At 65.2% G+C, this 26103-nt stretch carries 24 protein-coding genes; 3 read left to right on the top strand and 21 right to left on the bottom strand.

Annotation, left to right across the window (positions count from 1 at the left end; translation table 11 throughout):
- Window positions 1-327 (top strand): hypothetical protein (locus tag ACLN58_RS00685; protein ID WP_415853347.1); only part of this gene is annotated, 327 nt, incomplete at its 5' end.
- 390 nt (window positions 328-717) lie between these two features.
- Here the strand turns inward: ACLN58_RS00685 and ACLN58_RS00680 are convergent.
- From ACLN58_RS00680 to ACLN58_RS00670, 3 genes are all read right to left on the bottom strand, one after another.
- Window positions 718-1779: a hypothetical protein gene (locus tag ACLN58_RS00680; RefSeq protein ID WP_415853346.1), complete on the bottom strand. Its 1062-nt coding sequence runs from the start codon at window positions 1777-1779 to the stop codon at window positions 718-720.
- A 109-nt stretch (window positions 1780-1888) separates the two neighbouring features.
- Complete coding sequence (locus tag ACLN58_RS00675; RefSeq protein WP_415853345.1) at window positions 1889-2584, bottom strand: hypothetical protein; 696 nt, start codon at window positions 2582-2584, stop codon at window positions 1889-1891.
- 48 nt (window positions 2585-2632) lie between these two features.
- Window positions 2633-2971 carry a recombinase family protein gene (locus tag ACLN58_RS00670; RefSeq protein ID WP_415853344.1) on the bottom strand — a complete coding sequence of 113 codons (339 nt, stop codon included), beginning with the start codon at window positions 2969-2971 and terminating at the stop codon, window positions 2633-2635.
- A gap of 617 nt (window positions 2972-3588) precedes the next feature.
- Here ACLN58_RS00670 and ACLN58_RS00665 point away from each other — a divergent pair.
- Window positions 3589-5244 carry a hypothetical protein gene (locus ACLN58_RS00665; RefSeq protein WP_415853343.1) on the top strand — a complete coding sequence of 552 codons (1656 nt, stop codon included), beginning with the start codon at window positions 3589-3591 and terminating at the stop codon, window positions 5242-5244.
- 681 nt (window positions 5245-5925) lie between these two features.
- Here the strand turns inward: ACLN58_RS00665 and ACLN58_RS00660 are convergent.
- From ACLN58_RS00660 to glnT, 14 genes are all read right to left on the bottom strand, one after another.
- Complete coding sequence (locus ACLN58_RS00660; protein ID WP_415853342.1) at window positions 5926-7218, bottom strand: hypothetical protein; 1293 nt, start codon at window positions 7216-7218, stop codon at window positions 5926-5928.
- A 187-nt stretch (window positions 7219-7405) separates the two neighbouring features.
- Window positions 7406-8356 (bottom strand): hypothetical protein, encoded by a 951-nt coding sequence (locus ACLN58_RS00655; RefSeq protein WP_415853341.1) that lies wholly within the window; start codon window positions 8354-8356, stop codon window positions 7406-7408.
- Window positions 8357-9260: 904 nt separating this feature from the next.
- On the bottom strand, window positions 9261-10451 hold the full coding sequence (locus ACLN58_RS00650; protein ID WP_415853340.1) for a tyrosine-type recombinase/integrase: 1191 nt from the start codon (window positions 10449-10451) through the stop codon (window positions 9261-9263).
- The gene (locus ACLN58_RS00645) at window positions 10444-10656 is read right to left on the bottom strand and encodes a helix-turn-helix transcriptional regulator (protein WP_415853339.1); all 213 of its coding nucleotides are present in this window, start codon (window positions 10654-10656) and stop codon (window positions 10444-10446) included. The genes ACLN58_RS00650 and ACLN58_RS00645 overlap by 8 nt, the downstream gene beginning before the upstream one ends.
- Window positions 10653-10907: a hypothetical protein gene (locus ACLN58_RS00640; RefSeq protein ID WP_415853338.1), complete on the bottom strand. Its 255-nt coding sequence runs from the start codon at window positions 10905-10907 to the stop codon at window positions 10653-10655. Before ACLN58_RS00640 ends, ACLN58_RS00645 begins: the two co-directional genes overlap by 4 nt.
- 12 nt (window positions 10908-10919) lie before the next feature.
- Window positions 10920-11378, bottom strand: coding sequence for a single-stranded DNA-binding protein (locus tag ACLN58_RS00635; protein ID WP_415853349.1), 459 nt, complete (start codon window positions 11376-11378; stop codon window positions 10920-10922).
- 274 nt (window positions 11379-11652) lie between these two features.
- Window positions 11653-11784 (bottom strand): hypothetical protein, encoded by a 132-nt coding sequence (locus ACLN58_RS00630; protein WP_415853337.1) that lies wholly within the window; start codon window positions 11782-11784, stop codon window positions 11653-11655.
- A 1169-nt stretch (window positions 11785-12953) separates the two neighbouring features.
- Window positions 12954-13550 carry a helix-turn-helix domain-containing protein gene (locus ACLN58_RS00625; RefSeq protein ID WP_415853336.1) on the bottom strand — a complete coding sequence of 199 codons (597 nt, stop codon included), beginning with the start codon at window positions 13548-13550 and terminating at the stop codon, window positions 12954-12956.
- Between the two features lie 23 nt (window positions 13551-13573).
- Window positions 13574-14842, bottom strand: coding sequence for an allantoate amidohydrolase (locus ACLN58_RS00620; protein WP_415853335.1), 1269 nt, complete (start codon window positions 14840-14842; stop codon window positions 13574-13576).
- Window positions 14839-15990 (bottom strand): FAD-dependent oxidoreductase, encoded by a 1152-nt coding sequence (locus ACLN58_RS00615; RefSeq protein ID WP_415853334.1) that lies wholly within the window; start codon window positions 15988-15990, stop codon window positions 14839-14841. Before ACLN58_RS00615 ends, ACLN58_RS00620 begins: the two co-directional genes overlap by 4 nt.
- Complete coding sequence (locus ACLN58_RS00610; protein ID WP_415853333.1) at window positions 15990-17363, bottom strand: FMN-binding glutamate synthase family protein; 1374 nt, start codon at window positions 17361-17363, stop codon at window positions 15990-15992. Before ACLN58_RS00610 ends, ACLN58_RS00615 begins: the two co-directional genes overlap by 1 nt.
- Window positions 17364-17372: 9 nt before the next feature.
- On the bottom strand, window positions 17373-18080 hold the full coding sequence (locus ACLN58_RS00605; protein WP_415853332.1) for a protein glxC: 708 nt from the start codon (window positions 18078-18080) through the stop codon (window positions 17373-17375).
- Window positions 18081-18117: 37 nt separating this feature from the next.
- Window positions 18118-19041: a glutamine amidotransferase gene (locus ACLN58_RS00600; RefSeq protein ID WP_415853331.1), complete on the bottom strand. Its 924-nt coding sequence runs from the start codon at window positions 19039-19041 to the stop codon at window positions 18118-18120.
- Between the two features lie 46 nt (window positions 19042-19087).
- The gene (gene glnT / locus ACLN58_RS00595; protein WP_415853330.1) at window positions 19088-20455 is read right to left on the bottom strand and encodes a type III glutamate--ammonia ligase; all 1368 of its coding nucleotides are present in this window, start codon (window positions 20453-20455) and stop codon (window positions 19088-19090) included.
- A 294-nt stretch (window positions 20456-20749) separates the two neighbouring features.
- Here glnT and ACLN58_RS00590 point away from each other — a divergent pair, with 294 nt between their 5' ends.
- A complete protein-coding gene (locus ACLN58_RS00590; protein ID WP_415853329.1) occupies window positions 20750-22039 on the top strand; it encodes an ammonium transporter in 1290 nt (429 codons plus the stop codon).
- A gap of 135 nt (window positions 22040-22174) precedes the next feature.
- On the opposite strand, the gene ACLN58_RS00585 is transcribed toward ACLN58_RS00590, so the two are convergent.
- The 4 genes from ACLN58_RS00585 to speB all read right to left on the bottom strand — a co-directional run bounded on the left by ACLN58_RS00585 (window position 22175) and on the right by speB (window position 26035).
- Complete coding sequence (locus ACLN58_RS00585) at window positions 22175-22981, bottom strand: amino acid ABC transporter ATP-binding protein (protein ID WP_415853328.1); 807 nt, start codon at window positions 22979-22981, stop codon at window positions 22175-22177.
- Window positions 22978-23979, bottom strand: coding sequence for an amino acid ABC transporter permease (locus tag ACLN58_RS00580; RefSeq protein WP_415853327.1), 1002 nt, complete (start codon window positions 23977-23979; stop codon window positions 22978-22980). The genes ACLN58_RS00585 and ACLN58_RS00580 overlap by 4 nt, the downstream gene beginning before the upstream one ends.
- Window positions 23976-24914: an ABC transporter substrate-binding protein gene (locus ACLN58_RS00575; protein ID WP_415853326.1), complete on the bottom strand. Its 939-nt coding sequence runs from the start codon at window positions 24912-24914 to the stop codon at window positions 23976-23978. Before ACLN58_RS00575 ends, ACLN58_RS00580 begins: the two co-directional genes overlap by 4 nt.
- 149 nt (window positions 24915-25063) lie before the next feature.
- Window positions 25064-26035: an agmatinase gene (gene speB, locus ACLN58_RS00570; protein WP_415853325.1), complete on the bottom strand. Its 972-nt coding sequence runs from the start codon at window positions 26033-26035 to the stop codon at window positions 25064-25066.
- Between the last annotated feature and the right edge of the window lie 68 nt (window positions 26036-26103).

The raw sequence follows: 26103 nt of genomic DNA, 5'->3' as shown, positions 1-26103 counted from the left end.
CGCCCGACACCGTCCCTCAGGGAGGAAAGACTGGCCGCGATGGCCCGCGTGTTCGGCGTCGAGCAGGTCCGCCGCGCAGCCGCGCGGTATGAACGCGCCAACCCCGACCGCGAAGCGCGGCGTTGGGCAAAGGTCACTGAAGACGCACGAACCGAGGCCGAGGCACTGAGGTTGCTCACTCCTGGCGACGCCGCCGCCCGCATCCAGTACACCCGTGCAGCCGAGGCGCAGAAGGTCGCAGCCCGCAAGGCTCAGCAGGCCGAAGCCGAGCGCCCGGCCATGCAAGGGCGCGCTTCTGGCCCGGATGCTCGCGGCCGAAGCCTCTGAGAGAAGCGTGTTCAGGACCTACGCCAGGACCAATTCGTCTGGGGCACACCGAAGTCGGGCCGGGGAGTTCAGAGGGTAAGGATCCTCGAGAGGAAGTCACGGGCCCGTTCCATGGCCGAGTGGTCGAAGAAGTCTTGGACCGGAACGTCCTCTAGGATGCGCCTCTGGTCCATGAAGACGACCTGTCGGCAACGCGGCGGGCGAATCCCATCTCGTGGATAGCGCAGCAGCAGCCCCCAGCCCGGGCTCGCGCAGGACCAGTCTGCCGGCCAGCAGCCCGACTCCTGGGTCACCAAAACAGCCGGCCCAGGCCATGTATGGGGCACCGGCACCTCCGCCTAGTCCGAACCGCCGTTCTGATCGGAGCAGGTCGCGGGGGAAGTCTCCCCGTCAGCGGCGCAGGGCCTCGGCGACAGCGCGGGGGAGGGCGCGGAGCTGTTCGACGGTAAAGTCTCGGACGGAGATGTTCGGTCGGGTGCTGAACCCCTGGGCACGCACTTCCGCGACGGGGATGGGGATGCCGGGAATGGCCTGCACAAGGTCAGCCAGCGCGTCCCGGATCGCAGGATGGTCCTTGTAGTCGCTGAAACGGACTTCGACGAGCGCGCCGCGAGCGGGATTTGTGGTGCTGTACAGGGCGACAGGCGTCCTTGTCCCGATGGAAGGGGAATCGATGCCGAAGTTCAGTGACGGGGTCTTCGCCTTCCCCCCGTCGAGGCGGAATCCGGCTTCGGCGAGTGCCTCGATGAGCTCGCGTGCTCCCTCCGCTGCCGCCTCGTCGTTCTCCCTGCACCATGCGAGGTACTCATCTACGGACCAGCGCGGCCGCGAGGACTTAGGGTCCGCTGCTGCTTTGGCCTCGATGAAGTCGGTCCCGAACGAGGTCGGGATGAGCACTTCGGTGTTTCCCACGCTGGCGCGGGCGAATTCGACGACGAGGACGCCTGTTTCTGCGACCGTGACGCGGTTGAGGAACTCGACGATGCGCCGGATGTCGTCGTTGATGTCGTCGACGGCCAGGATGATCTTGAAACGCGCTGACTCAAGGTTCTCCTGGACCGCGGCCCGGATCCGTCCCTCGGCGTCGTCTAGGGCATCGAACGGGGAGACGCCTCCGTTGGCGCGGGCCCAGGCGAGCTCGAATTCCTCTGCGTTCATCCTCCAGATGCGCGAGGCGTAGTCGAGGACCTGGCCGATGATCTCACGACGCACTTCGCGGTTGCTGGCCAGCTTGCACTCGATGAGGGTGAGGTTTCCTTCGGTGTCGAGTACGACGACGTCGGCGGGGCCGACGCCGCTCTGGAACTCGCGGCAGGCGATGGCGGTCCCGGTTTCACCTGTGGGGGAACCGGTGACGAGGGACGGGTGGGCGTGGATGATCTCCTGGAGCGCCCTCTCGCTGTCGTATCCCATGACCGGCTCGAGCCAGTCGCCTCCGCGTTCTCGGATCAAGATGCCCAGCTTCTGCCTCCGTAGGTCGCGGACTCAAGACCGGCCGCATTCGCCGCCCGGGTGCGATTCGACCAATCTGTCGCTGGGTCGTCCGGGTGCTCCAGGGCGCTCATCCGCGTTGGGTGGCCAGTCTGAAGATTTCGGTTTCGACTTGCGCTCTCGTTCGGCCGTAGGGCTTCCCCCAGTTTGCGAGCAGGTCCAGGTATTCGCCGTACGAGTCCGTCTTGTTCTTCTCGAGGGCCACTCCGGCCGTGTCCTCGAGCCAGGCGACGACCCGGTCGTCCAGTATCGGGGCGGCGTTCGGATCCGCGGGGCCTTCGAGGGCCGAGGTGAAGTACAGCCATTTGGTGAAGTAGGAGGCCCTGAGATGGAGGAGGCCGCCCTCGTTGTTCATCAGCCTGAAGGCCTCCAAGGCCCCGTCGGCGCGCACCGACTTGACGGCAGCCTCCAGCCGGACAGCGACGGAGTCGTCCACCGGCTCCGCGACTGCGTCCGCGCTCTTGGCCTTGGTCTGGGTGAGTATCCACCGTGTCCGAAGCGCACCCATGCCTGCGGTGGTGCCCCAGCCCCACACCATGGCTGCGATGAACGCGGGAAGGACCCTGCCCTCGTCCAGCTCTGCAGAGACCGCATCGGCGGTCGAGTGCCGGCTTACGCGCTCCGGAAGGCGGTCGAGGAGCGACAGGACGTCGGGGAGGTCGTGCATCTGATCGAGCCAGGGCTGCTTCGTCCAGGGGAATGAGCCCTGGGGGCGGGCTTCGCCGGCCAGGGCCTCCGCCAATGCGGCGGGAACGTGTATCGTCATGGCCCAATCCTCAGCCATGGAGGGGACATTTTCCGGGCACGCCGCACGTTAGAGACGCCGGACCCCGATGACATTCAGGGTCACCGTCTTGCGCGTGAGCTCGTCGGTGATGTCCTTCGCATCCGGTAGCGACCGGGCGAGCCGGTCAAGCTTGGTACCACGAGAATGTCCCCGTCCCTCCCGCGGCCAAGGCCTGATGCAGACCCGGGCGTCACGCCTGGTGCTCGTGTACCCGTGGTCGGTGTCGGTGTAAACGGACTCGGGATGCACGCCGGCGGCCGTGAGGACGGTCCTCTGGGCGGCGAGGTTCTGGCTCCTGGTTGAAGACGTGCGTAGCCGATTAGCTTGCCCCAAAAGTGTAGCGTTCAAGGCACCTCCACCGGGCACTATTCCTGCGGGTCATACGGGAATTCGAGAAGCCTGGAATCCTGCGGCTCTCAACCAGCGCCACGGCTAGCTGCGGGTCGTCCGGTGGGCGGCCGGCTTACGAGCGGGGGCCTCACCTCGGTGTAACACTGTGGTTCATGAGCAGAGGTGAGTATCGAGGGATCTATCCGGTGCAAGTGACTCTTGCGCCTGGGCGAGCCGGGTATTTGGTGCAACAGGGTAGCCGCGACGGGTTCAGGCGTGCCATCCAAGAAGCGAGCACTCGATGGGGTGGTGCCTCTGAGCCAATCCTGCCAATTCCGATTGGTCAAGCACCGCTTGACGATTGGACGCATCAACTCGCGTCATCCAGCGCTGTAGATGGACTCGTAAACGTAAACATTCCAGCAGAGCGAGCACGAGAAATTTCCTCATCGCTCGGCTTGCCTCTTGTTGAGATATCAAACATCGACAGCTATGGTGTAACGTCGATGAACACGCATCCGACGCAAGTATTGCCTTCGACTGATGATAATCGGGTAAGACGAACCCTAGCCGGTACTGAAAGTGCCCTATGGCAGGCCGTAGGAGTTGGTCAGTTCCCGCAGGATCACCTAGATCGACGTCACGAGTGGGGTTTGGACGTCTCGATCCCAGGGAAGACAGGGGCTGATGAATACGGGCGTTCGCAGCTCAATCGAACGACTTGGCTGGACCGAACAATCGTCTCTTTCGGCGAGGCCCTTCCGTCCCCCGTATTGTCCAACCTCCACACAATCGTCTGGATAACCAGCGGCGACAACCTGGAGGACGCGTGGGAGTTTTGGAACATCCGCGCCCTACGACCGATTTCTCTTGCTACCATGCCAATGTATCTTCTTCCAGCGGAAGATCTTCGATACTGGCTCGAATTCGACCGACAACTGAATGAAACACTGGAGAGAACAGGCGATTTTTCTCCAGACGTCCTCATCACAAGCCTGTCGACGCCAAATGGGGAACTTAGCGAACTCGCTCGCCATCTACATCTCGATCCGCTTCCAGAGGGCGAGCACGCGGAGGCGTCTCATGGATACCCTCCATCGCGGCGGACCTCACCCTTCATCTATATGGTAACTGACCCGAAGTCACTTAGAGGTCTTGTGACCCATCAGCGACGCTATGGTATATCCACTCATTCTGATGCGATGGTATTCGAAGGAACAGCAACGGTGCTGCGCTTCCCATCTCCCGTTGACGTTAGATTTGGAATGGCAATTCTTCGCCTAAACTCAAGCATGTTTGACGGGCTGCCTAGGAGGAGGCCGGTCGCAAGTCTCATCCACCCCCAGGCGTCCTGGAAGGGCGATGAACTCGAAATCTTCATCGGCGTTCAGCCTCAGATTCGACTCGAACTAAACATCCCCACTCAGGCCGAAGTCTTGCCGGCTCTCCTTTCAGGCATCGCCCAGTACGCCCTGTCCGACAAAGGAAGCCTCGCTTCGGCCCTCATGGAACGCAAGCGCAATTACGATGCTCTTTTGGAAAGAAATGTCTATGAGACTATCCGCAGCCTAACATCTCCTCGCTCAAGTGACTTCAAGAAGTTGTTAAAGGAACTTGGAGATGTTGAAGAACTGAGTTCAGACCTGATCGGTCGCGTCGACTCCTGGGGCGTTCAGGCCAGGAGTCGAGCATATAGGAGTGCCGAACGCATCCAAGGAGTCTCGGCGAGCGACGCGGCCGTGGTGCTCGAGCGACTGTGCGAACTGGGCTGGGCCGAAAGAGGGTTCGAAATCAAGTGCTCGGCCTGTAGCAAGACGAGCTTCGTACAGTTGACGTCCATTCCCGCCGGGGGGGCCGTCTGCCCAGCCTGCGGATCGAGTGAGATGTACCGAGCAAATAAACGCGGCCCAGAAGTATTCTATCGACTCGACGGCTTGATTGACGAAAGTAGCAGTAATGGAATTTTCCCTAATATACTCGCAATTGCCGCCCTCAAGAGGAGTGATCCACTATCATGGCTTCTTCCGGCCGTCGATCTTAGATTCAAGAATAATGAGAACAAAGAGACTGACATTATAGGCCTATACGGCGGGCGGCTTGTGATTGGCGAAGTTAAGACCAGCGGTAGCCAATTTAACGCGGGCCAGGTTGATAAGGACGTTGATGTCGCAAAGCGACTAGAAGCTGACATTTATGTGATGGCTGCAATGGATCAAATTCCGCAGCCATCTCAGGATTACGCTCGACAGCTCTGCTGTCCTGCCGGAATCGAAATAGTAATTCTCGACGAGACTTCATTGCGACCGTGATGTCTACTGAATGTAATACCACTCTCGTCGTTGCTGTCCTGCCTAAGGCGGCGGCTGTTCGACGGAATTGCTTCTAGAGCCGCCGACGTCGCCGCGTGGGCAACTTATGTCGCAGAGGGATCCTCCACCGTGACACGGTCAAAGTCACCGGGATGCCAAGACGATGATCCCCGAAGGCCAAGGACGCGGTGGAATGTCGAAGCCGTCCCGAAGGAGACCGAGGGCCGGCGAAGCTCGGTTGCTACTTGGCAAGAAACGATGGTTCCACGACTGGATGAAGGGCAGCCTCAGAATGTGGGCACGAATCGATGGTGGACTGAACTAGCGTCTGCGACGAGATACTCAGGTCCCTTCCTTGCAAGTCCCGAGGCGAAGGAAGCCCTGCTGTGTGGCGAGCTGCGCTCAGGTTGTCGAGTACACCGATCAAGCGCGTTCCTCAGCCGCATGGGGGTGGCGCGGTGCGCTTGGACGAAGAGCGCGGCGAGAATCGCGTTAGCGGGCCAGACATGCGTTAGCGGGCCAGACATGTTGTCCTCGGCGCGCAAGTGTCCGCCGAATGAAGCCGGTTTAGAAGCCAGCCATCCGCCCTGGCGTGACCGTCGCGCTGAACCTCGCCCCGACACCTCCCGAGCAGCTTTTCTGGCTGCAGGTGCGATGACGGCCCGGGCGTGTTCGTCGGTGCTATCGCGGTTTTAACCCGTACAGCCGGGAAACGAGGCTGACCGTTGGGGTGTAGTACATCCAGTATTCGCCCGGGTCGTCGCGTCGGATCCCTGGGGTCTCGTCGACGGTTCCGGGCCATTCGGTTTTAGATATGAGTTCCTCAAAAAGAGGTATCGATTCGTCGATGAGGTCCTCGATGAGCTGCACCGGCCTTAGGAGCAGTCCGATCTCGTCGAAGTCACTGGCTATCCATCGCGGTGTTGTGTTCAGGGTAGTGGCGTGTCTGCGGAATTTTTGGGCCTCGGAGGCGGGAAGAAGGACGTAGCTTTCGCTGACGGGTCCGCGGCTGTCACCTGCAGAAGCCCCTGACAAAGCGATGTGGTGGATGGTGTTCCGCAGAACACTGATTACCCCCAGCAGCGCCTTGTGTCGGTCTGTCCCGACAGGCTGCTGAAGGAGCGGCAGAAGAGCTTGTTTGAAGTCGCCTCTCGTGAACGAGCATGACCGTTCCTCACGTCCCAAGGACAAGGCGGCGTTGATCGCCCGGGCGAGAGCATCGAACATGCCTGAGAGATTCAAAGCCACCCTCTCAACCAGGGCGTCGACCGTGTCGAAGGGGAGGGCAAGGTTCGGATGGATGCTTTGCACGAGGATTTGGTCCCGTGACCGCAGGCAGCGTTCGACACGAGTACGGCCGACTCGGGCAAGGTCTTTCCAGTGATCAGTGTCTTGGCCGGGCTGGTTCGCCCGAAGGGCGAAGAGGTTGAGCGTATTGGGCAGAAGCGCCCACGCCTGGATGTACTCGGCCCACGGCAAGTCCAGCGTTGTAGGGATGGAGTCCGTGTCCACTGCGATGCGGCCCTGAAGCCGCTGGTGCAACCCGATGATTGCCAAGGCCTCATCGGCGGTGCAGGCGAAGACGTTCCCAGTTGGCGTCTGGGTTAGAGCGAACGCGTTGTCCGTGACGTAGACGTCGGCCTGGAGAGCGATCGCAGCCTCCACATCCATCTGGCGGTCGCGGGCTTCGTCCGGATCCAGGCCAGCGTGCCGGGCCCAGTTGCATGCGGCTAGGGCGTTGTTCATCGCATTGAACGCAGCGCGCCAGGTCACAGTGCCGCCGGTCCGCTGCCACACGGCTGCATCCCGGGTACAGGAATCCTCATCGGGAAGGACCACCTCGTAATCGTCGTCGGAGCGAAGCTGACCGTCTAGAACCCGGGCAAGGACAATCACTCCGGCATCGCCGTTTCGCAGAAAGGCGAAGTACCGCTTCCCCGCGTGATCAAGGGCGAGCTTCGGATCGATGACCACTCTGAGAGGCGGCCAACTGAAACCAGGCCGGAAGGCGTGACGCTCCCGTCGCAGGTCACCCTTGTACTGAAAGTCAGGCCACATCAGACGATTGTTTCAGTTCAGGGGCGATACGACGACGGCGAACGACGTGCGCGATCCGATGGAATCGTGCGCGCAAAGAAGTTGTCCCGTTCCTAGGTCCTGGTTACCCACTCACCACGTCGGTCCAGCAGCCGGAGCATAGAGCCTCATCATCGGAGGCTTTCAAAGCGCCGCACCTGCCACACCGGCCCAGGTCCTCTGCTTCAAATACCGCGGCGCAGGTGAAACATACGTGCGTGAGCTTCGGACGTCTAGCGACCTGGGCTCCGGCGACGAGGGCGAACGATTCGCAGTTGAAGCACTCGTGGAGAGGATTTTCCCCGCCGTCGGCTTCGTCTTTCCAGCTCCACCACAGAACATCGCTGACATATCGCTGTGCTAGTTCCTCACCGTCTGTTGTTGCCAAGCAGAAAAGACAGGTGTCGGCATCGTCCTCGCTATCGATGACAAGGGCTTCTTGGTTGCAGTCCGGGCATGTCACGGTTGTCGCGCGGGTGTTAAGTTCCGCCTCAAGGGCTGCAAGGCGGTCGGTTCTGAATTCGTCGAGCTTCGAGAAGACTTCGGTGATCTCCTGCTTCAGCGTTTCGAGTTCCGTTTGTTCTTCGGTTGGAAGCTCCGATAGCAGGTGCTTATGAATGAAATCGAGGGCGAAACCCAGGCCAACGGCCAGTTCGACTCGGACGGCAAGTTGAGGGGGAGGCCCGTAGTGGACCATTCGATTGCGCAGTCTAAAGACCTGATCCGGGGAGTCGGATTTAAGACTCAGCGGTGCCACATTGTTGAGGCGCTGGACCAGTTTCGAGGCTTGAACACTGAGGAATTCACCACTTTTTAGATCCTGCAGCTTCGCTTTGGAGGGATCTTCGAACAGAAGCGTCCAATGTTCCAGCGCTAGCCGAGTCTTGAGCAAGACCTCCACTGCTGCTGCGACGAAAATGACGGCATTGCGGTTTCCGGTCTCGTCGTCCCTGCCGATTTCATCGAGTGTGCTTCTTAGAAAGTGTCGTCCGTTCTCGGACAGCACTTTGATGGCGTGAACCGCGTCGTGATGCATGTGGAGAATCTTACGGTGATCGCGCCCTAACCGGACGACACCGACAGCTCGCACTTCCGCGATGCCAGGGCGTCGTGGCCACAGCGGCGTCGATCCTGCTAGAGGCCAGCCCGGCTGACGCTCCACGCTGGGGGCGCACCGTTGTTTTCGGGGATTTGCCCCGAGCAACTCGGGCAACTGAAACGAACTGCGACTATCGGTTAGAAACCGCGAGATCCCGCGGATCTAGCCCCTAGATGCAGTACGAAGTGCCGCTAAGGCTCATCGAAAATCAAACGGTCATCAGGCCGACTCCCCTCGAAGGCGGATCGAAGCGAGAGCGAAGCCAGCTCGTGCGGCCTGGGCCTTACTTCGCTGCGCTATGCCGCTTCACAATCCCGGGGGGCAGTTCCAAGGGCGACTCCGTAGACCGCCGCTGGCTCACGTGGCGTCCCCTGATGGTCTTCGGTGACATCAAAACTGAAGACGGAGCACGAGAACTCATGAAGTCGCCATGCCCATAAAATACCCATCTAAAACACCCGTGACCGACCGGGAATGACACGGTAGAATCCACATGGGGGAGTCGCCCGATTCCCCGTCTGATCAGGGAAAACGCGAGATTTCCGCAGTCTTCCGGAGGGTTCAAAATTCCTCCAAGGGGTCGCAGGTTCAAATCCTGTCAGCCCGACAAATCAACTCCGGTGAGAGGTCACTCTTGCCGGAGTTTTGTTTTCCCTGGTGAGAGGGCAGAAGGTCCCCTCTCGACCTTCCCTCGCCGGCCTACGGGCCGTCCTGTGATCTCTTGCCGCTGCTGGTCCTCGTGGCGGTGAAGTGGACCAAAATGTGCCCGTTAAGTGGACCAATTTCCGGGCAGAGCGACGATCCGGCCCCTTCCGGGGGTCGGATCGTGCTCGCAAGCTGCTCAGAGCCGGGGGACGTCGGGGCGGGGCGTCTCCCTTCGGACTTGCGGTGCGGAGAGGAATTGGTTGGCCTGTCGGGCGGCTGCGGCGAGGTGCCGGTGGTCTGGGTGCAGGTATCGCTTCGTGGTCTCGATGGACTGGTGTCCGAGGATTTCCTGGAGCACGTGCAAGGGGATGCCTGCGTCGGCCATCCAGGTTGCCCCGGTGTGCCGTAGCCCGTGGCGGGTGAGGTCTTCCAGGCCGAGCGTTTTCACGAGGTCATCCCAGTGGGTTGCGTCGCGGACGGTCGCGGTGGTCAGGACTCCGCCGCGTGGGCCGCGCAGCAGCGGTGCCTCTGCTTGCTTGCCTTGTGTGAGGCGTTCTAGGACGGGTTCGAGTGCGTCGAGGATGGGGACATAGCGGGCGCGGCGCCCCTTGGTTTGCTTGAGGACGAGTCCGCCCTTTCCGGGGTAGTGCTGGCGCTCGATCTTCACCACCCGGTTCCTCCAGTCGACGTCTCCGACGTGCAGGCCGGCGACCTCGGAGCCGCGGGCCGCGAGAAGGGCGGCGAGCATGACGTGGTCGGAGTAGGACTGGTGCACCTTGCCGCAGGCGTCCGCCAGCTTGCGCAGTGTGGGCAGATCCGGGACCGCGTGGGCGCGAAGCGAGCCGGTCCCGCCGGTTGCGTTCTGGTGGAGGCTGCGGCGGGCGCGGTTCCTGGCGGGGTTGACGGTGATGAGGTCGTCGCGGACGGCTTCGTCGAGGAGCCGGACAAGGGCCGCGGTGGTGTTCTTGACGGTAGAGGCGGAGTAGTTGGTCTCCCAGGAGTCGATGGTGCGGTCGATCATCCCGGCGGTGAGCTTGACGACCTGGATGTGCCCGAGCGCGGGAAGCACCCTCAGCCGTAGTCCGATCGCGTAGTTCTCGCCTGTCGATGTTCGGTCGAGGCCGCGCTTCCAACGGTCGCCGATGGATGAGGCGTACTCGGCGAGCGTGGCGGTGGTGTCGGTTCCAGTTTCTGTGGCCTTGCGCATCTGGTCGAAGAATTCCTCGAGCTCTTCCTTGGTGCGCACGTGGCTGACTCGGCCGAGGCGCTTCTTGGTTGATGGGTCGGTCCATTGCACTCGGGCACGGAACCCGTCGACGCGGCGCTCGACGTCGGTGGTCAGGTGGACCCCGACTGGAGGCATCCTGTGGTTGCGGGGGTCAGCCATGCGCGGCCTCTTGGTCGCATACCCAGGCCCGTACGGCGGCGGGGTTGTAGCGGGAGACCCCGCCGACCTGGAGGAACGGTGGGCCGACTCTCTCGCGGCGCCACCGGGAGAGGGTGGCCTGGGAGACGTTCAGGAACTCCGAGACCTCGCGGGCGCGCCATAGCGGTTCGACTGGCGCGATGCCGTGCTCAGTCGTCCCGCTCATCGTTGCCAGACCAGCTCGGGGTGTCGGTGCCAGGACGGCGGGATCACCGCGGCCGGGAGTCCGTAGGTGCGGCGGAGCCAGTCCACCCACGCGTTGAGCTCCAGCCATTCCGCTTCGGCCTCGCCAGCGCTGAGCAGGTTCCAGTTGATCGGGTGCGGCGGCTCGGGCAAAGTCGAGCCGGCGTGCTCGCTGTCGGTGTCGTAGGGTTCGGGCTCGTCCGGCTCAGGGGCCGTGTCGGGGTTGGTCCTCATCGCGGTGGCCGTTCAGAGCCCGAGGGCCGGCGAGGTGTTCGCCGGGTCCCTGCGGGCCTCGCTCGCCTGGGGCCCGGTGGCTGGGTTTTCGCGTTCGGCGGCGGCCTGTGCCCGGCGGGTGCGGTCGACCTCGTAGGTGGTGCGGGCGAGGTTGTGTCCGATCTTCTTGGCCACGAATTCCTCGCTCTCGACGGTTTGTCCGTCGCGCTCGTGCTCGAAGGTGTGGGCGTATCCCTCGGCGACGAAGCTGTCGCCCTTCGCCAGCCGCTCGTGCGCCCGCTCGGCCGTGGCCCGGTACGCCACGAGGTCGTGGAACGTCGGCTCCAGCTCGGTGAACGACCCGTCGGCCTCGCGCCGGTAGTGCTCCTGGCCGATGCGGGCGTAGAACCTTGCGTCGCCTTTGGCTGTGTAGCTGAGCTGTGGATCGGATGCGATGAACCCGGAGACGGATTGCTGTGTGTGGATCGCCATGGGACTGCCCTCCTGACATCGACGGCAACCCGTTTGGGTCGCCCTTGTCGGGCAGGTGCGCCGCAGCTCCCCGGGGTGCGGGTCAGGCGCCATCGGGCGCCGCAGGAGTGCTTCGATCCCGGCGCGGTCGGCCTTGAGCTGGGCGCCGTCGTGGCGGGCCGGCCAAGGGTTCAGGTCGGTGACGATCGGCGGGGCGGAGCGGAGCATGATGACGCCTGTGCCGAACGGGAATCAACGCCCAAGCTGCTGTCGATCTCCCCGCCGAATTGCTCGGTCACACCGATCCGAAGATCACCATCCAGCACTGCATCCGCCGCAGCGAGATGGTGGACCCGCCCCGGCCGAGATGCTCGAGCGCGCGTTCGCGAGGGACGAGGGACTTCCCCCGGCCAAAAGAAGCGGTCACGGGTGTGCTCCGCCCGTAGCGGTTTCTGTCGAGGAGTGGTGGAATAAGTGGTCTCGTCGCATTCGCTGATCACGGTGGTCAGGGAGTGCAAATCCATGGGGTTGGAGCCCCCGCCGTGAGGACTTTGACGATGGAAGCTTCCCAGATTGCCTCGGGGTTCTCCGACCATTTCTCGCGCGCCCGCCCAGGGACTGGAGGACGGCAGCGTCGCGATCCGGTGGCGGTCGACGGTGCCGCCACCGTGGCGGCACCGTCCGACCTGGGGCTTTGCCCTGCCGGCGGTGAACCGTGCTGCCGCCTGCCCTCGCGCTGTGCTCTCGGCGAGCTCGTCCCACGCTGCGGATCGCTGATGGGTTCCAGGCTCCTGTACGAGATTCGTCCTCTGGCCATGAGCGCGGCGTGTTCACGCGTCTTCCCGTTCGCCCCTGACGGTGGGGCCACGGTGGCCCCACCGTCTGACCTGGGCTTTTGCCCGCCGTCGGGAGCCTGGACGCCGTCTGAGGACGCGCGGCTTCCTCGCCCCGGCAGGGCCTAAGCTCCCCGTAGTGCGCGGCCAGCCCAGTGTCGCGATCGCTCAAGCGCTCCGCGTCGTGGAATCCGCGGCATCGGGGGCGGCCTACGGGGTCGTCCCTTCGGGCGCCGCGCCCGGCTTGGTGCGGGCGGCTCGGGAGAGCTGGCAGCTCCTCGGGATCTTCGAACCCGTACGGGTCCTTCTGTTCGCCGTTTGTCCTAGCCATGGGTGTGGCACCTCCTGGGAGGTAGGTGCGCACTCGTTCCCCAGCAATCGATGTCGGCGCGTTCGAGGCGAGACTTTCAATGGCGCATTAAGCCCGTCGGGCCGCACCGGGACGCGGAGTACGGTATTGGCAGCGCGCTGAACGATGAGACCCTGGCGTTGCCAATCCTCTGCTAAATCTGTTGCGTCATGTCTGAAGCGTTGGACACTACTGATGCAAATGACAGACAGACCACCCTAGAGCCATATCGAATCGAGTGGCCCCTGGGCGTTGCGTTGGGGTGCACGCTAGCGCAACACATAGGAGAGGTGCAGGTTTACTAGAGCCGTGCGCGTTCCGCGATGGGGGGCGAAGGGCAATAGACAGGCCTGCCGCTGGTTCCGGTCAGCCAGCGCGCCGCAGGCCGATTCTTGGTACCAGGTTTTTGACCTTCTAGCGGGCCGCGACGGCGAGGAACCGGATGGGGAGGTCGATGAGGTGGAGCGGCCCGTGCGGTCCCTCGCCCTCGAATACGAGCGAATCCCCGGGCGCGAGCTCGTATTCGTACGACCCGTGCCCGTACACCATGCGGCCCTCGAGCATGTAGATGAATTCGGTGCCCGGGTGCTGGAACAGCGGGAAGACGTCAGATGCACTCGTGAGCGTGACGAGGCTCGGCTCGATCGGGTTCTCACGCCGCTTCAGGGCGCCAAGCGAGCGGTATTCGTGACCGTGCCGCGTCCCGGTCCGCACGGTCACACTGCCCTCGCCAGCCTTCGTGAAGGTCGCCTCACGCTCGGTGTCGGCACCTTGGAAGAGTGCGGTAACGGGCACGTTCAGGGCCTGCGCGAGACGCTGCACCGTGGTGAGCGAGCACGAGGTGCTCGCAGACTCGATCTTCGACACCATGGCCTTCGAGAGCCCGGTCCGCACGGCGAGCTCGGCGGCGGAGATCCCGGCTTCGTGCCGGTACCGCTTGACCTGCCCGGCAATGATGGCCTCGAGAGAGCCGGGGGCGCTGGGCGTGCCCTCGGCTTCCTCAGTCGTCATGGAGCGAGTATAGACAGCAGCTGTCATGCGCGCCCTGCAAGGCCTTCGAGGACGTCGGCGAGGGCAAGCGCACCGGCCTCGGCGTCGTCGTCCTCCACGTGCTCTTCGGGCGAGTGGGAGACGCCGGTGGGGTTGCGGACGAAGAGCATCGCCGTGGGCAGCGCGGCGGCGAGCACGCCGGCGTCGTGGCCTGCGCCTGTGGGCAGGACCGGCGCGTCCGGCAGGAGCTCCCCAAGCCGATGCCTGAGCGCGGGGTCGAAATGGACCGTGGGGCTCAGCGATTCCTCTCGCAATTCCACGGAGCAGGCTTCGACGGCGGCGGCTTGCCGCGCGTCGGCATGGATGCGTTCGACCACGGCAGCCGTCACCGCATCGTCGGCGTGCCGGACGTCAAGCCACAGGTTCACCGACGACGCGATGACGTTCGTGCCGCCTGGCACGGGCACGATCCGGCCGACAGTGGCCCGCGCGCCTGGGTGCTGAAGGGCGGCGTGCCGTACGGCTTGGACAATCGCCGCCGCGGCGATGAGCGGGTCGTGGCGGTCCTCCATGAGGGTGGTTCCGGCGTGGTTCCCTTGGCCGATGACGGAGATCCTCCACCGTCCGTGACCGAGGATCGTCGAGCCGATCGCGACGGGCCGACCGAGGTCGATGAGCCCGCGCCCCTGTTCGACGTGCAGTTCGACGAATGAGCCGATCCTGCCGAGGGCCTCCGGATCCGGCCCGATGAAGCGGGGATCAAGGCCCGCCCTGGCCGCGACCTCGGCGAAGGTGTCACCATGGGGATCGCGCAGAGTCCGCGCCCTGTCCGGGTCGATCGCGTCAGTGAGCAGCCGCGAGCCGAGGCACGCGACACCGAAGCGTGAACCCTCCTCCTCGGGGAAGACAGCGAGGGCGAGTGGCTTGGCGGGAGTGAGGCCGCGCTCACGGAGACGGTCGACGGCGACGAGCGCCGAGGCGACGCCGAGCGGGCCGTCGAACGCGCCACCGCCGGGGACGGAATCCAGATGGCTTCCGGTGACGACGGCGTCCTGCCGCACTGAGCCGGGCCTATCCCACCACGCCCACAGGATGCCATTGCGGTCCGTCTCGACGTCTAGACCGCGGCGGGCGGCTTGGGCGATGAACCACTGGCGAAGGTCCAGTTCAGCGGTCGAAAAGACTGGCCTGCTGTAGCCTCCCCGGGCGCCGTCCCGACCGATGTCCGCGATCTCGCCCAGGAGCCCGGCGACGCTCGCGCCCTCGGGACCGGCCGCCGTCGTCCGATGCCGGGCGGACGTCGTCGCGCTCACGCCTGCCTCCCTGCGCCCGCCAAGGACGGGCGGAACCGCAGGGGCACCTCCCGCGCCCCCGTGGCAAGGTCCACCGCAAGCTCGCCCAGCAGCGGGGCGAACTTCGCACCGTGGCCGCTGCAGGGGGAGAGGACCGTGACTCCGTCCGCGGAGTCGATGACAAACTCCTCGTCGGGCGTGTTGGTGAACAGGCACGTCGTCTCGGCGTAGGGCTCCGGGAGCAGGCCGGGGACGTACTGCTTGACGTACTCGACGATGCGCTCGCGGTGTGCTGGGTCGATCAGCCCGTCCTGGGCGGAGGCATCCGCGATCGCCCTGCCGCCATTGAACTCGGCGAGCTTCTGCCCGCGGTAGTCCGCGTCGCGGCGGCCGGGGAGGCCGTAGGTCTGGATGCCGTGACGCTTGTGGATGAACGCGGGCCAGAACGTGCCCGGGTCGGGCTGCTCGCGGTACGGGAAGTGGAACGCCGTCTCCTGCATGACCGTGAAGGCGGGCAGGGAGGCGAGGAACGCCGACGGCAGGTCGAGGCCGCCTAAGAGTCGGGGGAGCCAGCCGCCCGCCGCGATCACAACGCGCCCCGCGCGGAGCTCCTCGCCGCGCTCGTTCGTCAGCAGGTAGCCCGCGCCCGAGCGGCGGGCCGCGGCCAGCGCCCAGTCCTCGTAGACGCGCGCCCCGAGTCCGACGGCGGCACGCACCATCGTGTGCACCGTCTCCTGGGCGTCGATGACTCCTGCGCCCGAATGCCAGAGCACCACGGTGTCGAACGCGAACTGCGGCCAGCGGGAGCGGGCCTCCTCGGGCGAGAGCACCTCGTGGGCCACACCAACGCTCGCAAGCACTTCGGCCAGTTCGCGCGGCTTCCGGACTTGGCCGTAGTCCACGCAGCCCGTGGGCGTGATGAGGGAGTGCCTCGCGAGCCGGCCGAGCTCCTTCCAGCCCGCGAGCGATTCCTTCACGAGGGCCGCGTACGCCGTTTCCGCATAGGCGAACCGGAAGATCCGGGCCGAGCCGTGGGAGCTGCCTTCATGGTTGGCCGGTTCAGAGCGTTCGACGACGGCGACCTGGTGCCCGCGCTCTGCGAGCCGCCACGCCGTGGCGGCGCCGGCGAGGCCCGCGCCGACCACGACGTAGTCGAAGGAGTCCGCCATCAGAGCCCCGCTCCCGCGACGCCGGGAATCCACGAGGTGCCGGCCAACGGGACGCGGGCCATCGCCGCGGACTCGATGGTGAGCGCGACGAGGTCCTCGGGCTCGAGGTTGTGCAGGTGCGCCTTGCCGCACGCCCGGGCGATCGTCTGGGCCTCCATCGTGAGGACGCGGAGGTAGTTCGCGATGCGATGGCCGCCTGCGACGGGGTCCAGCCGGGCCGAGAGCTCAGGGTCCTGGGTGCTGATCCCGGCAGGGTCGCGGCCGTCCTGGAAGTCGTCGTAGTAGCCGGCCGCGGAGCCGAGCTTGGCGTACTCGGCCGCGTAGCGGGGGTTGTTGTCGCCGAGCGCGATGAGCGCGGCGGTGCCGATTGCGACGGCGTCGGCGCCCAGGGCCATGGCCTTGGCGACGTCGGCGCCCGTGCGGATGCCGCCGGAGACGATGAGCTGGACCTTGCGGTGCATCCCGAGCTCCTGGAGTGCCTGCACGGCTTGGGGGATCGCGGCGAGCGTTGGGATGCCGACGTTCTCGATGAAGACCTGCTGCGTCGCGGCGGTCCCGCCCTGCATGCCGTCCAGCACGACGACGTCGGCGCCAGACTTCACTGCGAGCGCCGTGTCGTAGTACGGGCGCGAGGCTCCGACCTTGACGTAGATCGGCTTCTCCCAGTCCGTGATCTCGCGCAGTTCGCCGATCTTGATCTCGAGGTCATCGGGCCCGGTCCAGTCGGGGTGCCGGCAGGCCGAGCGCTGGTCGATCCCGATCGGGAGTGTGCGCATCCCAGCGACGCGCTCGGTGATCTTCTGGCCGAGGAGCATCCCCCCGCCGCCGGGCTTCGCGCCCTGGCCGAGCACGACCTCTATCGCGTCGGCCTTGCGCAGGTCTTCAGGGTTCATGCCGTAGCGCGACGGGAGGTACTGGTACACGAGGTGCTTGGACTGGCCGCGCTCCTCAGGCGTCATGCCGCCGTCGCCCGTCGTCGTGGAGGTGCCCACGGCGCTCGCCCCGCGTCCCAGGGCCTCCTTGGCGTTGGCGGAAAGAGCGCCGAAGCTCATGCCGGCGATGGTGACTGGGATGTCGAGGTGCAGCGGCTTGGACGCGTAGCGGTCGCCGAGGACGACGTCGGTCCCGCACTTTTCGCGGTAGCCCTCGAGCGGGTAGCGGGACATCGAGGCGCCGAGGAAGAGCAGGTCGTCGAAGTGTGGGACTTTGCGCTTGGCGCCCCAGCCGCGGATGTCGTAGATGCCGGTCTCGGCGGCGCGCTGGATGTCAGCGATCGTGGCGCGGTCGAAGGTCGCGGACTCGCGCAGGCCCAGTTCTGCTAGGGCGGGGAGGGCGGGGGAGGCAGCGGTCTGGTCTGGTGCAGTGAGGGTCATGGCCGTCTCCTAGTAAGCGCTCGAGTTGTCAACGTGGAAGTTGTAAAGGGTTCGGGCCGAACCGTAGCGGGTGAAGTCCGCCGGGTCGTCGTCGCGCCCCGCGGCGCGCAGCAGCTCGCCGAGCTCGGCGAGGTGCTCGGGGCGCATGTCCTTCGCGATGCAGTCGGCGCCGAGTGAGGCGACCGTGCCCTTGACGTAGATCCGGGCCTCGTAGATCGAGTCGCCGAGGGCTTCGCCCGCGTCGCCGCAGACCACGAGCCTGCCGGCCTGGGCCATGAAGGCGGACATGTGCCCGATGTTCCCGCCGACGACGATGTCCACGCCCTTCATCGAGATGCCGCAGCGGGCCGAGGCGTTGCCGTCGATGACGAGCAGTCCGCCGTGCGCGGTGGCGCCTGCGGACTGCGAGGCGTCGCCGGTGACGTGGACGGTGCCGGACATCATGTTCTCGGCGACGCCTACCCCGGCGTTGCCGTTGATGGTGATGCGCCCGCCTTGGTTCATTCCGGCCGCGTAGTAGCCGACGTGGCCGTTGATCTCGATGTCGACTTCGGCGTTCACGCCGACGGCGATGCTGTGCTTTCCGCCGGGATGGTCGACGGCGAAGGCCTCGCCGTCCGCGGCGTGGTGGAGGACTTGGTTGAGGTCACGAACGCTGTCGGTCTTCAGGTCGAAGATCGCGGTCTTGGTCTGGACCGGGTCGATAGTAATAGTCATTGATGCTCCTGATGGGTGAGTGGGCGCGACTGGACGTTCATAGCGACCAGGTGTAGACCTTGCCGGGCTCGGGTTCGAAGATCCGGGCGTTCTCGATGCCTGGCAGCTCCGCGAGGGCGCGGAACTCGGACGCCATGGCGACCCAGTCCTCGGTCTGGGCGATGATCGCGGGCTTGCACGCGATGGGGTCGCGGACCACGGCCATGCTGTCCGCCGTGGTGACCACGAGCGTGTAGAAACCGTCGAGGACCTTGCCCAGGTTCACGAGCGCGGTCTCGAGGTCGTCTCCCTGCTCGAGGCGGTGGGCCACGTAGCGCGCCCCGACCTCGGTGTCGTTCTCGGAGTCGAAGTGCACGCCCAGCCGCTTGAGCTCGCGACGCACGGACGCGTGGTTGGAGAACGAGCCGTTGTGGACGAGGCACAGGTCGTCGGCCACCGAGAACGGGTGCGAACCCCCGGCCGTGACGGCGGATTCCGTGGCCATGCGGGTGTGGCTCACAGCCTGCGTTCCGTGCATCGCCTTGAGGCCGTGGCGCTCGGTGACCTCGACCGGATGGCCGACGCTCTTCATGACCGCCACGCGCTCGCCGCGGCCGGCGACGACGACCTGCGGGTAAGCCCTGGCTACTGCCTCTGCTAGATCCTGGGCGGGGACTTCCGCGGAGATGAACGTGGTGTCGCCCACGACCTTGATCTCTGTACCGAAGCCTTCTGCAGCCAAGCCTTCGGCGGCGAGCTCGCCCAGGAGGGCATCGACGTCGTCCGCTCGAATGCCAAGGTCGCCGCCGAGCAGGCTCAGCGTTGACCGGCCCTCCGCTGTGAGAGCCGGGTTGTCGTAGACGGCGAGGCCAGCCGAGTCAGGGCCGCGGTCGACGATCTCGCACAGCATCGTGGTGAGCAGGGAGCCCATGCTCGAGCGCAGTTCGGGGTTGCGCAGCTGGAGGGCGGCGATTCCGCACATGGTGTGGTTCCTCTTCTGTGGGGGTGGGTGGGATCGGAGCCAGCAGTCAGACCGCAGTCAGGTAGCGGTTGACCTCCCAGGACGTGACCTGGCTGTGCCAGTCGAGGAACTCCTCTTCCTTGGCAGCCGCGTAGTAGCTGCCGATCTCGGCCGAGCCGGACAGTGCGGAGAGCATGATCGGGTCGTTCCGGAGTTCCTGGACGGCATGCAGAAGCGTGGGCGGGAGCGGCTTGGCGTCGGGTCGGCGCTCGCCGGGGCCGCAGGGCGCCCCCGGGTCGAGCTCGCGCTCGATGCCGTCGAGGCCGGCCGCGATCGCCGCGGCGACGGCGAGGTACGGATTCGCAGAGCCGTCGCCCGAGCGCAGCTCGATCCGGTGCGGGTCCGGGACGCGGATCATGTGCGTTCGGTCGTTGCCGCCGTACGAGGCCCGGTTGGTGGACCACGTCGCGCCGGATTCGGTCGCCGTGGCGCCAGTGCGCTTGTACGAGTTCACCGTCGGCGCGAGGAATGCCTGGAGCGCCGGGGCGTGGTCGAGGATTCCGGCGACGAACGCGTAGGCGGTGTCGGAAAAGCCAAGCCCGTGCCGGTCATCCCAGTCGGTGGGGAAGAGCTCCTCGCCGCCGTCGTTCCACAGGGAAAGGTGGAAGTGGAGGCCATTGCCGGTGCGGTTCGTGAAGGGCTTGGGCATGAACGTGGCAACCATGCCCCGCTGTTCCGCGAGCACGTTCAGGAGGTAACGGAGCGTGACGACGCGGTCGGCGGTGACGAGGGCGTCGGCGTAGTCGAAGTTCTGCTCGAACTGGCCGGCGCCGTCCTCGTGGTCGTTCGCGTAGTTGCCCCAGCCGAGCGCGTTCATGGCCTCGGAGACCTCGGTGAGGTGCTCGTACATGCGGGTGACGCCGCGGGCGTCGTAGCACGTGTGTGCGCCGTCGTCCTTTGTGTCGGCGGGAGCCAGCGAGTCGTCGTCGCCCTTCGTGACGAGGAAGTACTCCACCTCCGCGCCGGCTTTCGCCGTCATGCCCTTCTCGGCGAGGCGGGCGAGGGCGTTCTTGAGGATGACGCGCGGGGCGTAGGGCCAGGGCTTGCCATCGACGTACGGGTCGCAGTGCACGAGGGCCAGGCCCCGGCGGACCGCGTCGAGGGGAGTGAAGCTTGCGGCGTCCGGTACCGCGCAGAGGTCGCCGTCCTGTGGCTTCTGCCCGACGAGACCTGCGGCGTAACCGGCGAAGCCGAGCTTGCCGGCCTCCAGCTCGGCGAGGGCAGAGACCGGAACGAGCTTGGCGCAGGGCTTGCCGTTCATGTCGACGAACGTGGCGAGGATGAACTTCGTGCCGTAGGCCCGGACCAACTCGGACAGGGGGCTGCGGGCCTCCTGAAGGTCGAGGACTGAAGGATCTGGGGCGAGGGCTGTCATCGTGGATCCAATCTATCCGAAATGTTCCCTGTCAGGAAACTGTGTTGAATCCAGTTATCCACGCGCGAGGTGTCAAGACAATGGTCGCCGCGTAAATCCTGCGTTTCCGCACCCTCACGAAGGTCTCGGGGAGCCGCGGATGTGCGCCGCGGAGAAGGAATTAACGCGAGAGAAACCCATAGTCGTTGACTGTGAGTGATCTTTGTTTCATCGCAGTGCTCGACGGATTGGCTGCGCAGCTCACCCCACACCGCCTTCGCGCACCTCTGCGACCCACCCTGAGATAGGAGTCCCATGGAAACTGGACATACCGCGTGGATCCTCGCCGCCTCGGCGCTGGTCTGCATGCTGATACCCGCCCTCGCCCTCTTCTACGGGGGCATGGTCGGCTCGCGGCGCATTCTGAACATGATGATGATGTGCTTCGGCGGCGTGAGCGTCGTCGCGGTGATCTGGGCTCTCTTCGGCTACTCGGCCGTCTTCGGCAGCTCGGTCGGAGGACTCGGGCTGATCGGCGACGTCACGCAGTACCTCGGCCTCAGCCAGATCCTGCCCGAAGATCCCAAGGCGCCCATCCCTCCCGCGATCTTCGCGTCCTTCCAGCTCTTCTTCGCCGGCATCACGACGGCGATCATCGCCGGGGCCGCGGCGGGACGCATGAAGTTCGGCGCGTGGATGCTCTTCGCCGGTATTTGGTCAACCCTCGTCTACCTTCCTGTCGCCCACTGGGTCTTCGCCGCGAGTTCGGCGGACGGAACCGTTGTGGGCGGCTGGATCCTCAACGGGATCAAGGCCATCGACTTCGCCGGCGGAACCGCCGTCCACATCAACTCGGGCGTCGCGGCCCTCGCCCTCTCGCTCGTCCTCGGACGCAGCGCCGGGTGGCCGAAGAGCGAGCACGTCCGCCCGCACAGCCGGCCGCTCGTCCTCGTGGGGGCAGGCCTGCTCTGGGCGGGCTGGTTCGGGTTCAACGCAGGCTCTGCGCTGACGGCCGGCAACAGCGCCGCCGTCGTCTTCCTCAACACCGCCATTGCCGGCGCCGCGGGCCTCTTGGGGTGGATCGCGCTCGAGCGGATTCGCCTCGGCCGATCGAGCAGCATCGGCGCGGCCTCGGGCCTCGTCGCGGGCCTCGTGGCCATCACGCCCGCGTGCGGAGCCGTCAACCCGCTTGGGGCCATCGCCATTGGTGCTATCGCGGGAGTCGTCTGTTCCTTGGCGATCGAATGGAAGTACCGCCTCGGCTTCGACGATTCGCTTGACGTCGTCGGCGTCCACCTCGTCGGCGGGATTATCGGCACCCTGCTGATCGGCCTCTTTGCGACCGATGCGGCCCCCAACAAGATGAACGGGCTCTTCTATGGCGGCGGATTCCAGCTCCTCGGTGTCCAAGCCATCGCCGTCGGGGCCGTGCTCGCCTACTCCTTCGCACTCACGTGGGTGATCGCCATCGTCGTCAAGCGCCTCGTCGGGCTCCGGATCGACGCCACGGACGAGCTCCGCGGCATCGACATGGCCGCCCACGAAGAGGAGGCCTACTTCGTGGACGAGGAGCCCGTGGACCTAGGCTCCCCGTCGCATGTCTAACGGACACCCCGAGCCGCGGGGCGGACCTCCCGCCCCGCGGCAACGTGCAACGCAGACCCCGTGATCATCCACGTCGATAGCCTCCAGTCCGTGGAAGCACGGCCGGGTTGTGCTGCTCCGCAGTTGATGCGCTGATCAGAGCACCTTGCTCAAGAAGCTCTGGGTCCTGTGGTGCTGCGGGTTCGCGATGACTTCGCGGGGGTTGCCCGACTCGACCACGACGCCGCCGTCCATGAAGGTCAGGGTGTCCCCGACCTCGCGGGCGAAGCCGATCTCGTGGGTCACCACGACCATGGTCATGCCGGAGCGTGCGAGGTCCTTCATGACGTTGAGCACGTCGCCCACGAGCTCGGGGTCGAGCGCCGAGGTGGGCTCGTCGAAGAGCATGAGCTCGGGGTCCATCGCGAGGGCGCGGCCAATCGCGACGCGCTGCTGCTGGCCGCCCGAGAGCTGGGCCGGGTAGTGGTTGGCCCGCTCGGAGAGGCCCACGCGGTCGAGGAGCTCGAGGGCGCGCTTCTTCGCGGCAGCCCTGTCGTGGCCCTTGACCTGGACAGGAGCTTCCATGACGTTCTCGACGGCGGTCTTGTGGCCGAAGAGGTTGAAGCGCTGGAACACCATGCCGATGTTGCGGCGCTGCTGCGCGATCTCCTTGGTGTGGAGCTCGTGGAGCTTGCCGCCCTTCTCCCTGTAGCCGATCAGTTCGTCGTTGACCCAGATGCGGCCGGCGCTGATCGTCTCGAGATGGTTGACGCAGCGCAGGAGCGTGGACTTCCCGGAGCCCGACGGGCCGATCAGCACCGACACCTCGCCCTGACGGACGGTCATGTCGATGCCGCGCAGCACGTGGTGCTCGCCGAAGTACTTGTGGACGCCCTCGATCCGGACCAGTTCCTTGGCGGTCGGCGCGGGGGCGGTGTGCCCGACGGTGGCGGGGGCGCTCATCGGCCACTCTCCTCGAAGGTGTCGCCGGCGCCGGTCGGGCCGCCCGGCATCGTGATTGTGTTACCCGCTCCGGCGGCTTTGGCTGCGGCGGCGTTGATCGGGGCGGGGGAGAGGTTGTCCACGCCCTTGCCGTAGTACTTCTCGATGTAGTGCTGGCCGACCATCAGGATGCTCGTGACCAGCAGGTACCAGGTGGCCGCGACGATCAGCAGCGGGATCGGCTGGTAGGTGCGGTTGGCCAGAACGTTGGTAACGAATGTCAGGTCCAGGGTGAACGGCACGGCCAGGACCAAGGAGGTGGTCTTGAGCATGCCGATCGTCTCGTTGCCGGTCGGGGGCACGATGACTCGCATGGCTTGGGGAAGCACGATGCGCCACATGATCTTGATGCCGCGCATGCCGACGGCTTCAGCGGCCTCGATCTGGCCCTTGTCCACGGACTTCAGGCCGGCGCGGAAGATCTCAGCCAGGTATGCAGCCTCGTTCAGGCCCAAGCCCAATACCGCGGCCCAGAAAGCGCTGAGCAGGTCTTGGGTCGTGAAATGGAAGAGCTCGGGGCCGAACGGCACACCGAGCGATATCCTCGGGTACAGCACCGAGACGAGACCCCAGAAGATCAGCTGGGTGTAGACGGGGGTACCCCGGAAGAACCAGACGAAGAACCAGGACGACCAGCGCAGGATCGGGTTGTCGGACTGGCGCGCGAAGGCCAGCACGATCGCGAGGATGATCGCCAAGAGCATCGACAGAACCGTCAGGAGCAGGGTCCAGCCGACGCCGCGGACCACGTTGACGTCCACGATGTACAGCGCGACGGTGCCCCAGCCGAAGCGGGGGTTCGTGGCGAGGCTCTGGATGGCCAGAGCCACGAGGATGAGAATGACGGCGGCTGCGACCCATCGGCCGGGGTGGCGCACCGGAACCGCCTTGATCAGTTCCGGCGTGCCGTTGGCGGTGGCTCCAATGTTCTCGTTGCGGCGAGGAGCGACGACGCTCATGACGCAACCGAAGGGTTGACCTCGGACTTGGAGACGGCGCTGTCGGCGACACTCCAGCTATCGAGGATCTTCTTGTATGTGCCGTCGGCAATGAGCTTAGTCATCACCTTTTGGATGAGGTCGGCGAAGGCGGTGTCGTTCTTTGCGATCGCGATGCCCACAGGCGCGGAATTGTACGTGTCGCCGATCTTCTGTGCGGCGCCGTTGGTCTGCTGGACGGCGTAGCCGATGAGGGCCGAATCGGCCACCATCGCGTCAAGGCTCCCGTTCACGAGGCGGGTGTTGATATCGGTCTGGCTCTTGAGCGTCACGATGTCGATCGGCTTCTTGCCCGCCTTGACGCACCTGTCGTTGCGGTCCTTGAGGTCCGGGTCCTCCTGGATGGTTCCGGTCTCGACCCCGACAGATTTGCCGCACACGTCGTCGAGCGAGAAGTTCTTCGGGTTGCCCTTCGGCACCGCCCAGGTGGTGCCTGCGCTCAGGTAGCTTACGAAGTTCACGGCACCGAGGCGCTCCTTGGTGATGCTGTAGGAGCTGATGCCGAGGTCGTACTTCGGGCCGAGGGCGGGGAGGATGCCCGTGAAGTCGCCCGTCTGGACCTCGGTCTTGAGCCCGAGGGTCGCGCCGATCGCCTTGGCGAGGTCGACGTCGTATCCCATAGGGGTGTGGTTGTCCGAGCCGCCGAGGAATTCGGCGGGCGCGTAGGTCGTGTCGGAGCCGATCACGAGCGTGCCCTTCGACTTGATCGCGGCTGGGACCTGCGAAGCGAGCGAATCGTCTTTGTGCACCGAACTCGGGTCGAAGCTCGCGGCCGCGGATCCGCTCGGCTGGGCGACGCCGCCCGTCTCGGACGCGTTGGTGCATGCGGTCAGAGCGAGGGCGGCGACGGCGAGGAGCGCGGCACTCTTCGCGGCAGTCTTCATGGTGAAGGTCATCGTTGTCCTAGGTTGAGTTGGGGATGGGTGGGAGGCTGCGCCAACGCGGCCCGGAGATGTGCGTCTGGATAAGGGCGATAGAGGTTTCCGCTGCTCTGCAGCCGATGGGTTCTTCCTGTTCGGGGCGGCGCCAATCGGATTGGTTCGGGTCAGCTCCGGAATGCCGGCGCTTCTTCGGCAGTGAGACCCATGAGGGTGAGGAGTTCCCAGGCTGTATGTGCTGCGGCGAGGCCGGTGACTCCTGCGTGATCGTAGGCGGGAGCGACTTCCACCACGTCTCCGCCGACGATGTTGAGTCCCTTCAGCCGGCGGAGTACCGAGAAGAATTCCCGGGTGTTGATGCCGCCGACCTCTGGCGTCCCGGTTGCCGGCGCCTGCGCGGGGTCCAGGACATCAATGTCGATGGAGATGTAGACGGGGCCGGTGCCGAGGCGCTGAAGGATTTGCTCGGCAATCTCTTGCATCGTGCGTTCTTGGAACTCTTCAGCACGGATGATCTGGAATCCGGCGCGCTTGTCGTCTTCGAGTTCGCTGGGATCGTAGATCCCGCCGCGGATTCCGACATGCTGGCAGTGGTCCAGGTCCAGCAGGCCTTCCCCGGCGGCGCGGCGGAAGGGAGATCCGTGCCAGATGGAGGATCCGTGAAGTACGTCCCAAGTGTCCAGGTGGGCATCGAAGTGGAGGACAGCCAGAGGGCCGTGCACGTCGGCGGCTGCTCTGATCAAGGGAAGGGCAATGGTGTGGTCGCCGCCAAGTGCCAGAATTCTGGTGCCCTGGGCGGTCAGCCGGTTTGCCTTGGCATGAATCGTCTCCACCGATGCTTCGATTCCATACGGACCGACGCCGAAGTCGCCGGCGTCGACGATCTGTTGATTCCTGAACGGGAAGGCGTCGTGGATCTGGTGGTACGGGTGAAGCTGGCGGGAGTGTTCGCGGATGTAGGAGGGGCCGAAGCGCGCCCCGGGCCGGAAGCTCGTTCCTGAGTCGAAGGGGATACCGACCACGGCGACATCGGCATGCTCCACGTCTTCCATCCTCGGAAGGAGAGCAAAGGTCGCGATTCCGGCATAGCGGGGAAGACCGTCTTCTTCACGCTGGCCCAGGATCTGTCGGTCGGTCATGAAATCTCCATGTGGTTGGTGATGCCTTGCGGGCCCCTGGCCGTGCTGAGTTCACGTATCCAGGCCTG

This window comes from Sinomonas sp. G460-2 (assembly GCF_047759905.1).
Taxonomy (GTDB): domain Bacteria; phylum Actinomycetota; class Actinomycetes; order Actinomycetales; family Micrococcaceae; genus Sinomonas.
This window is presented reverse-complemented; position numbering and strand designations above follow the sequence as displayed.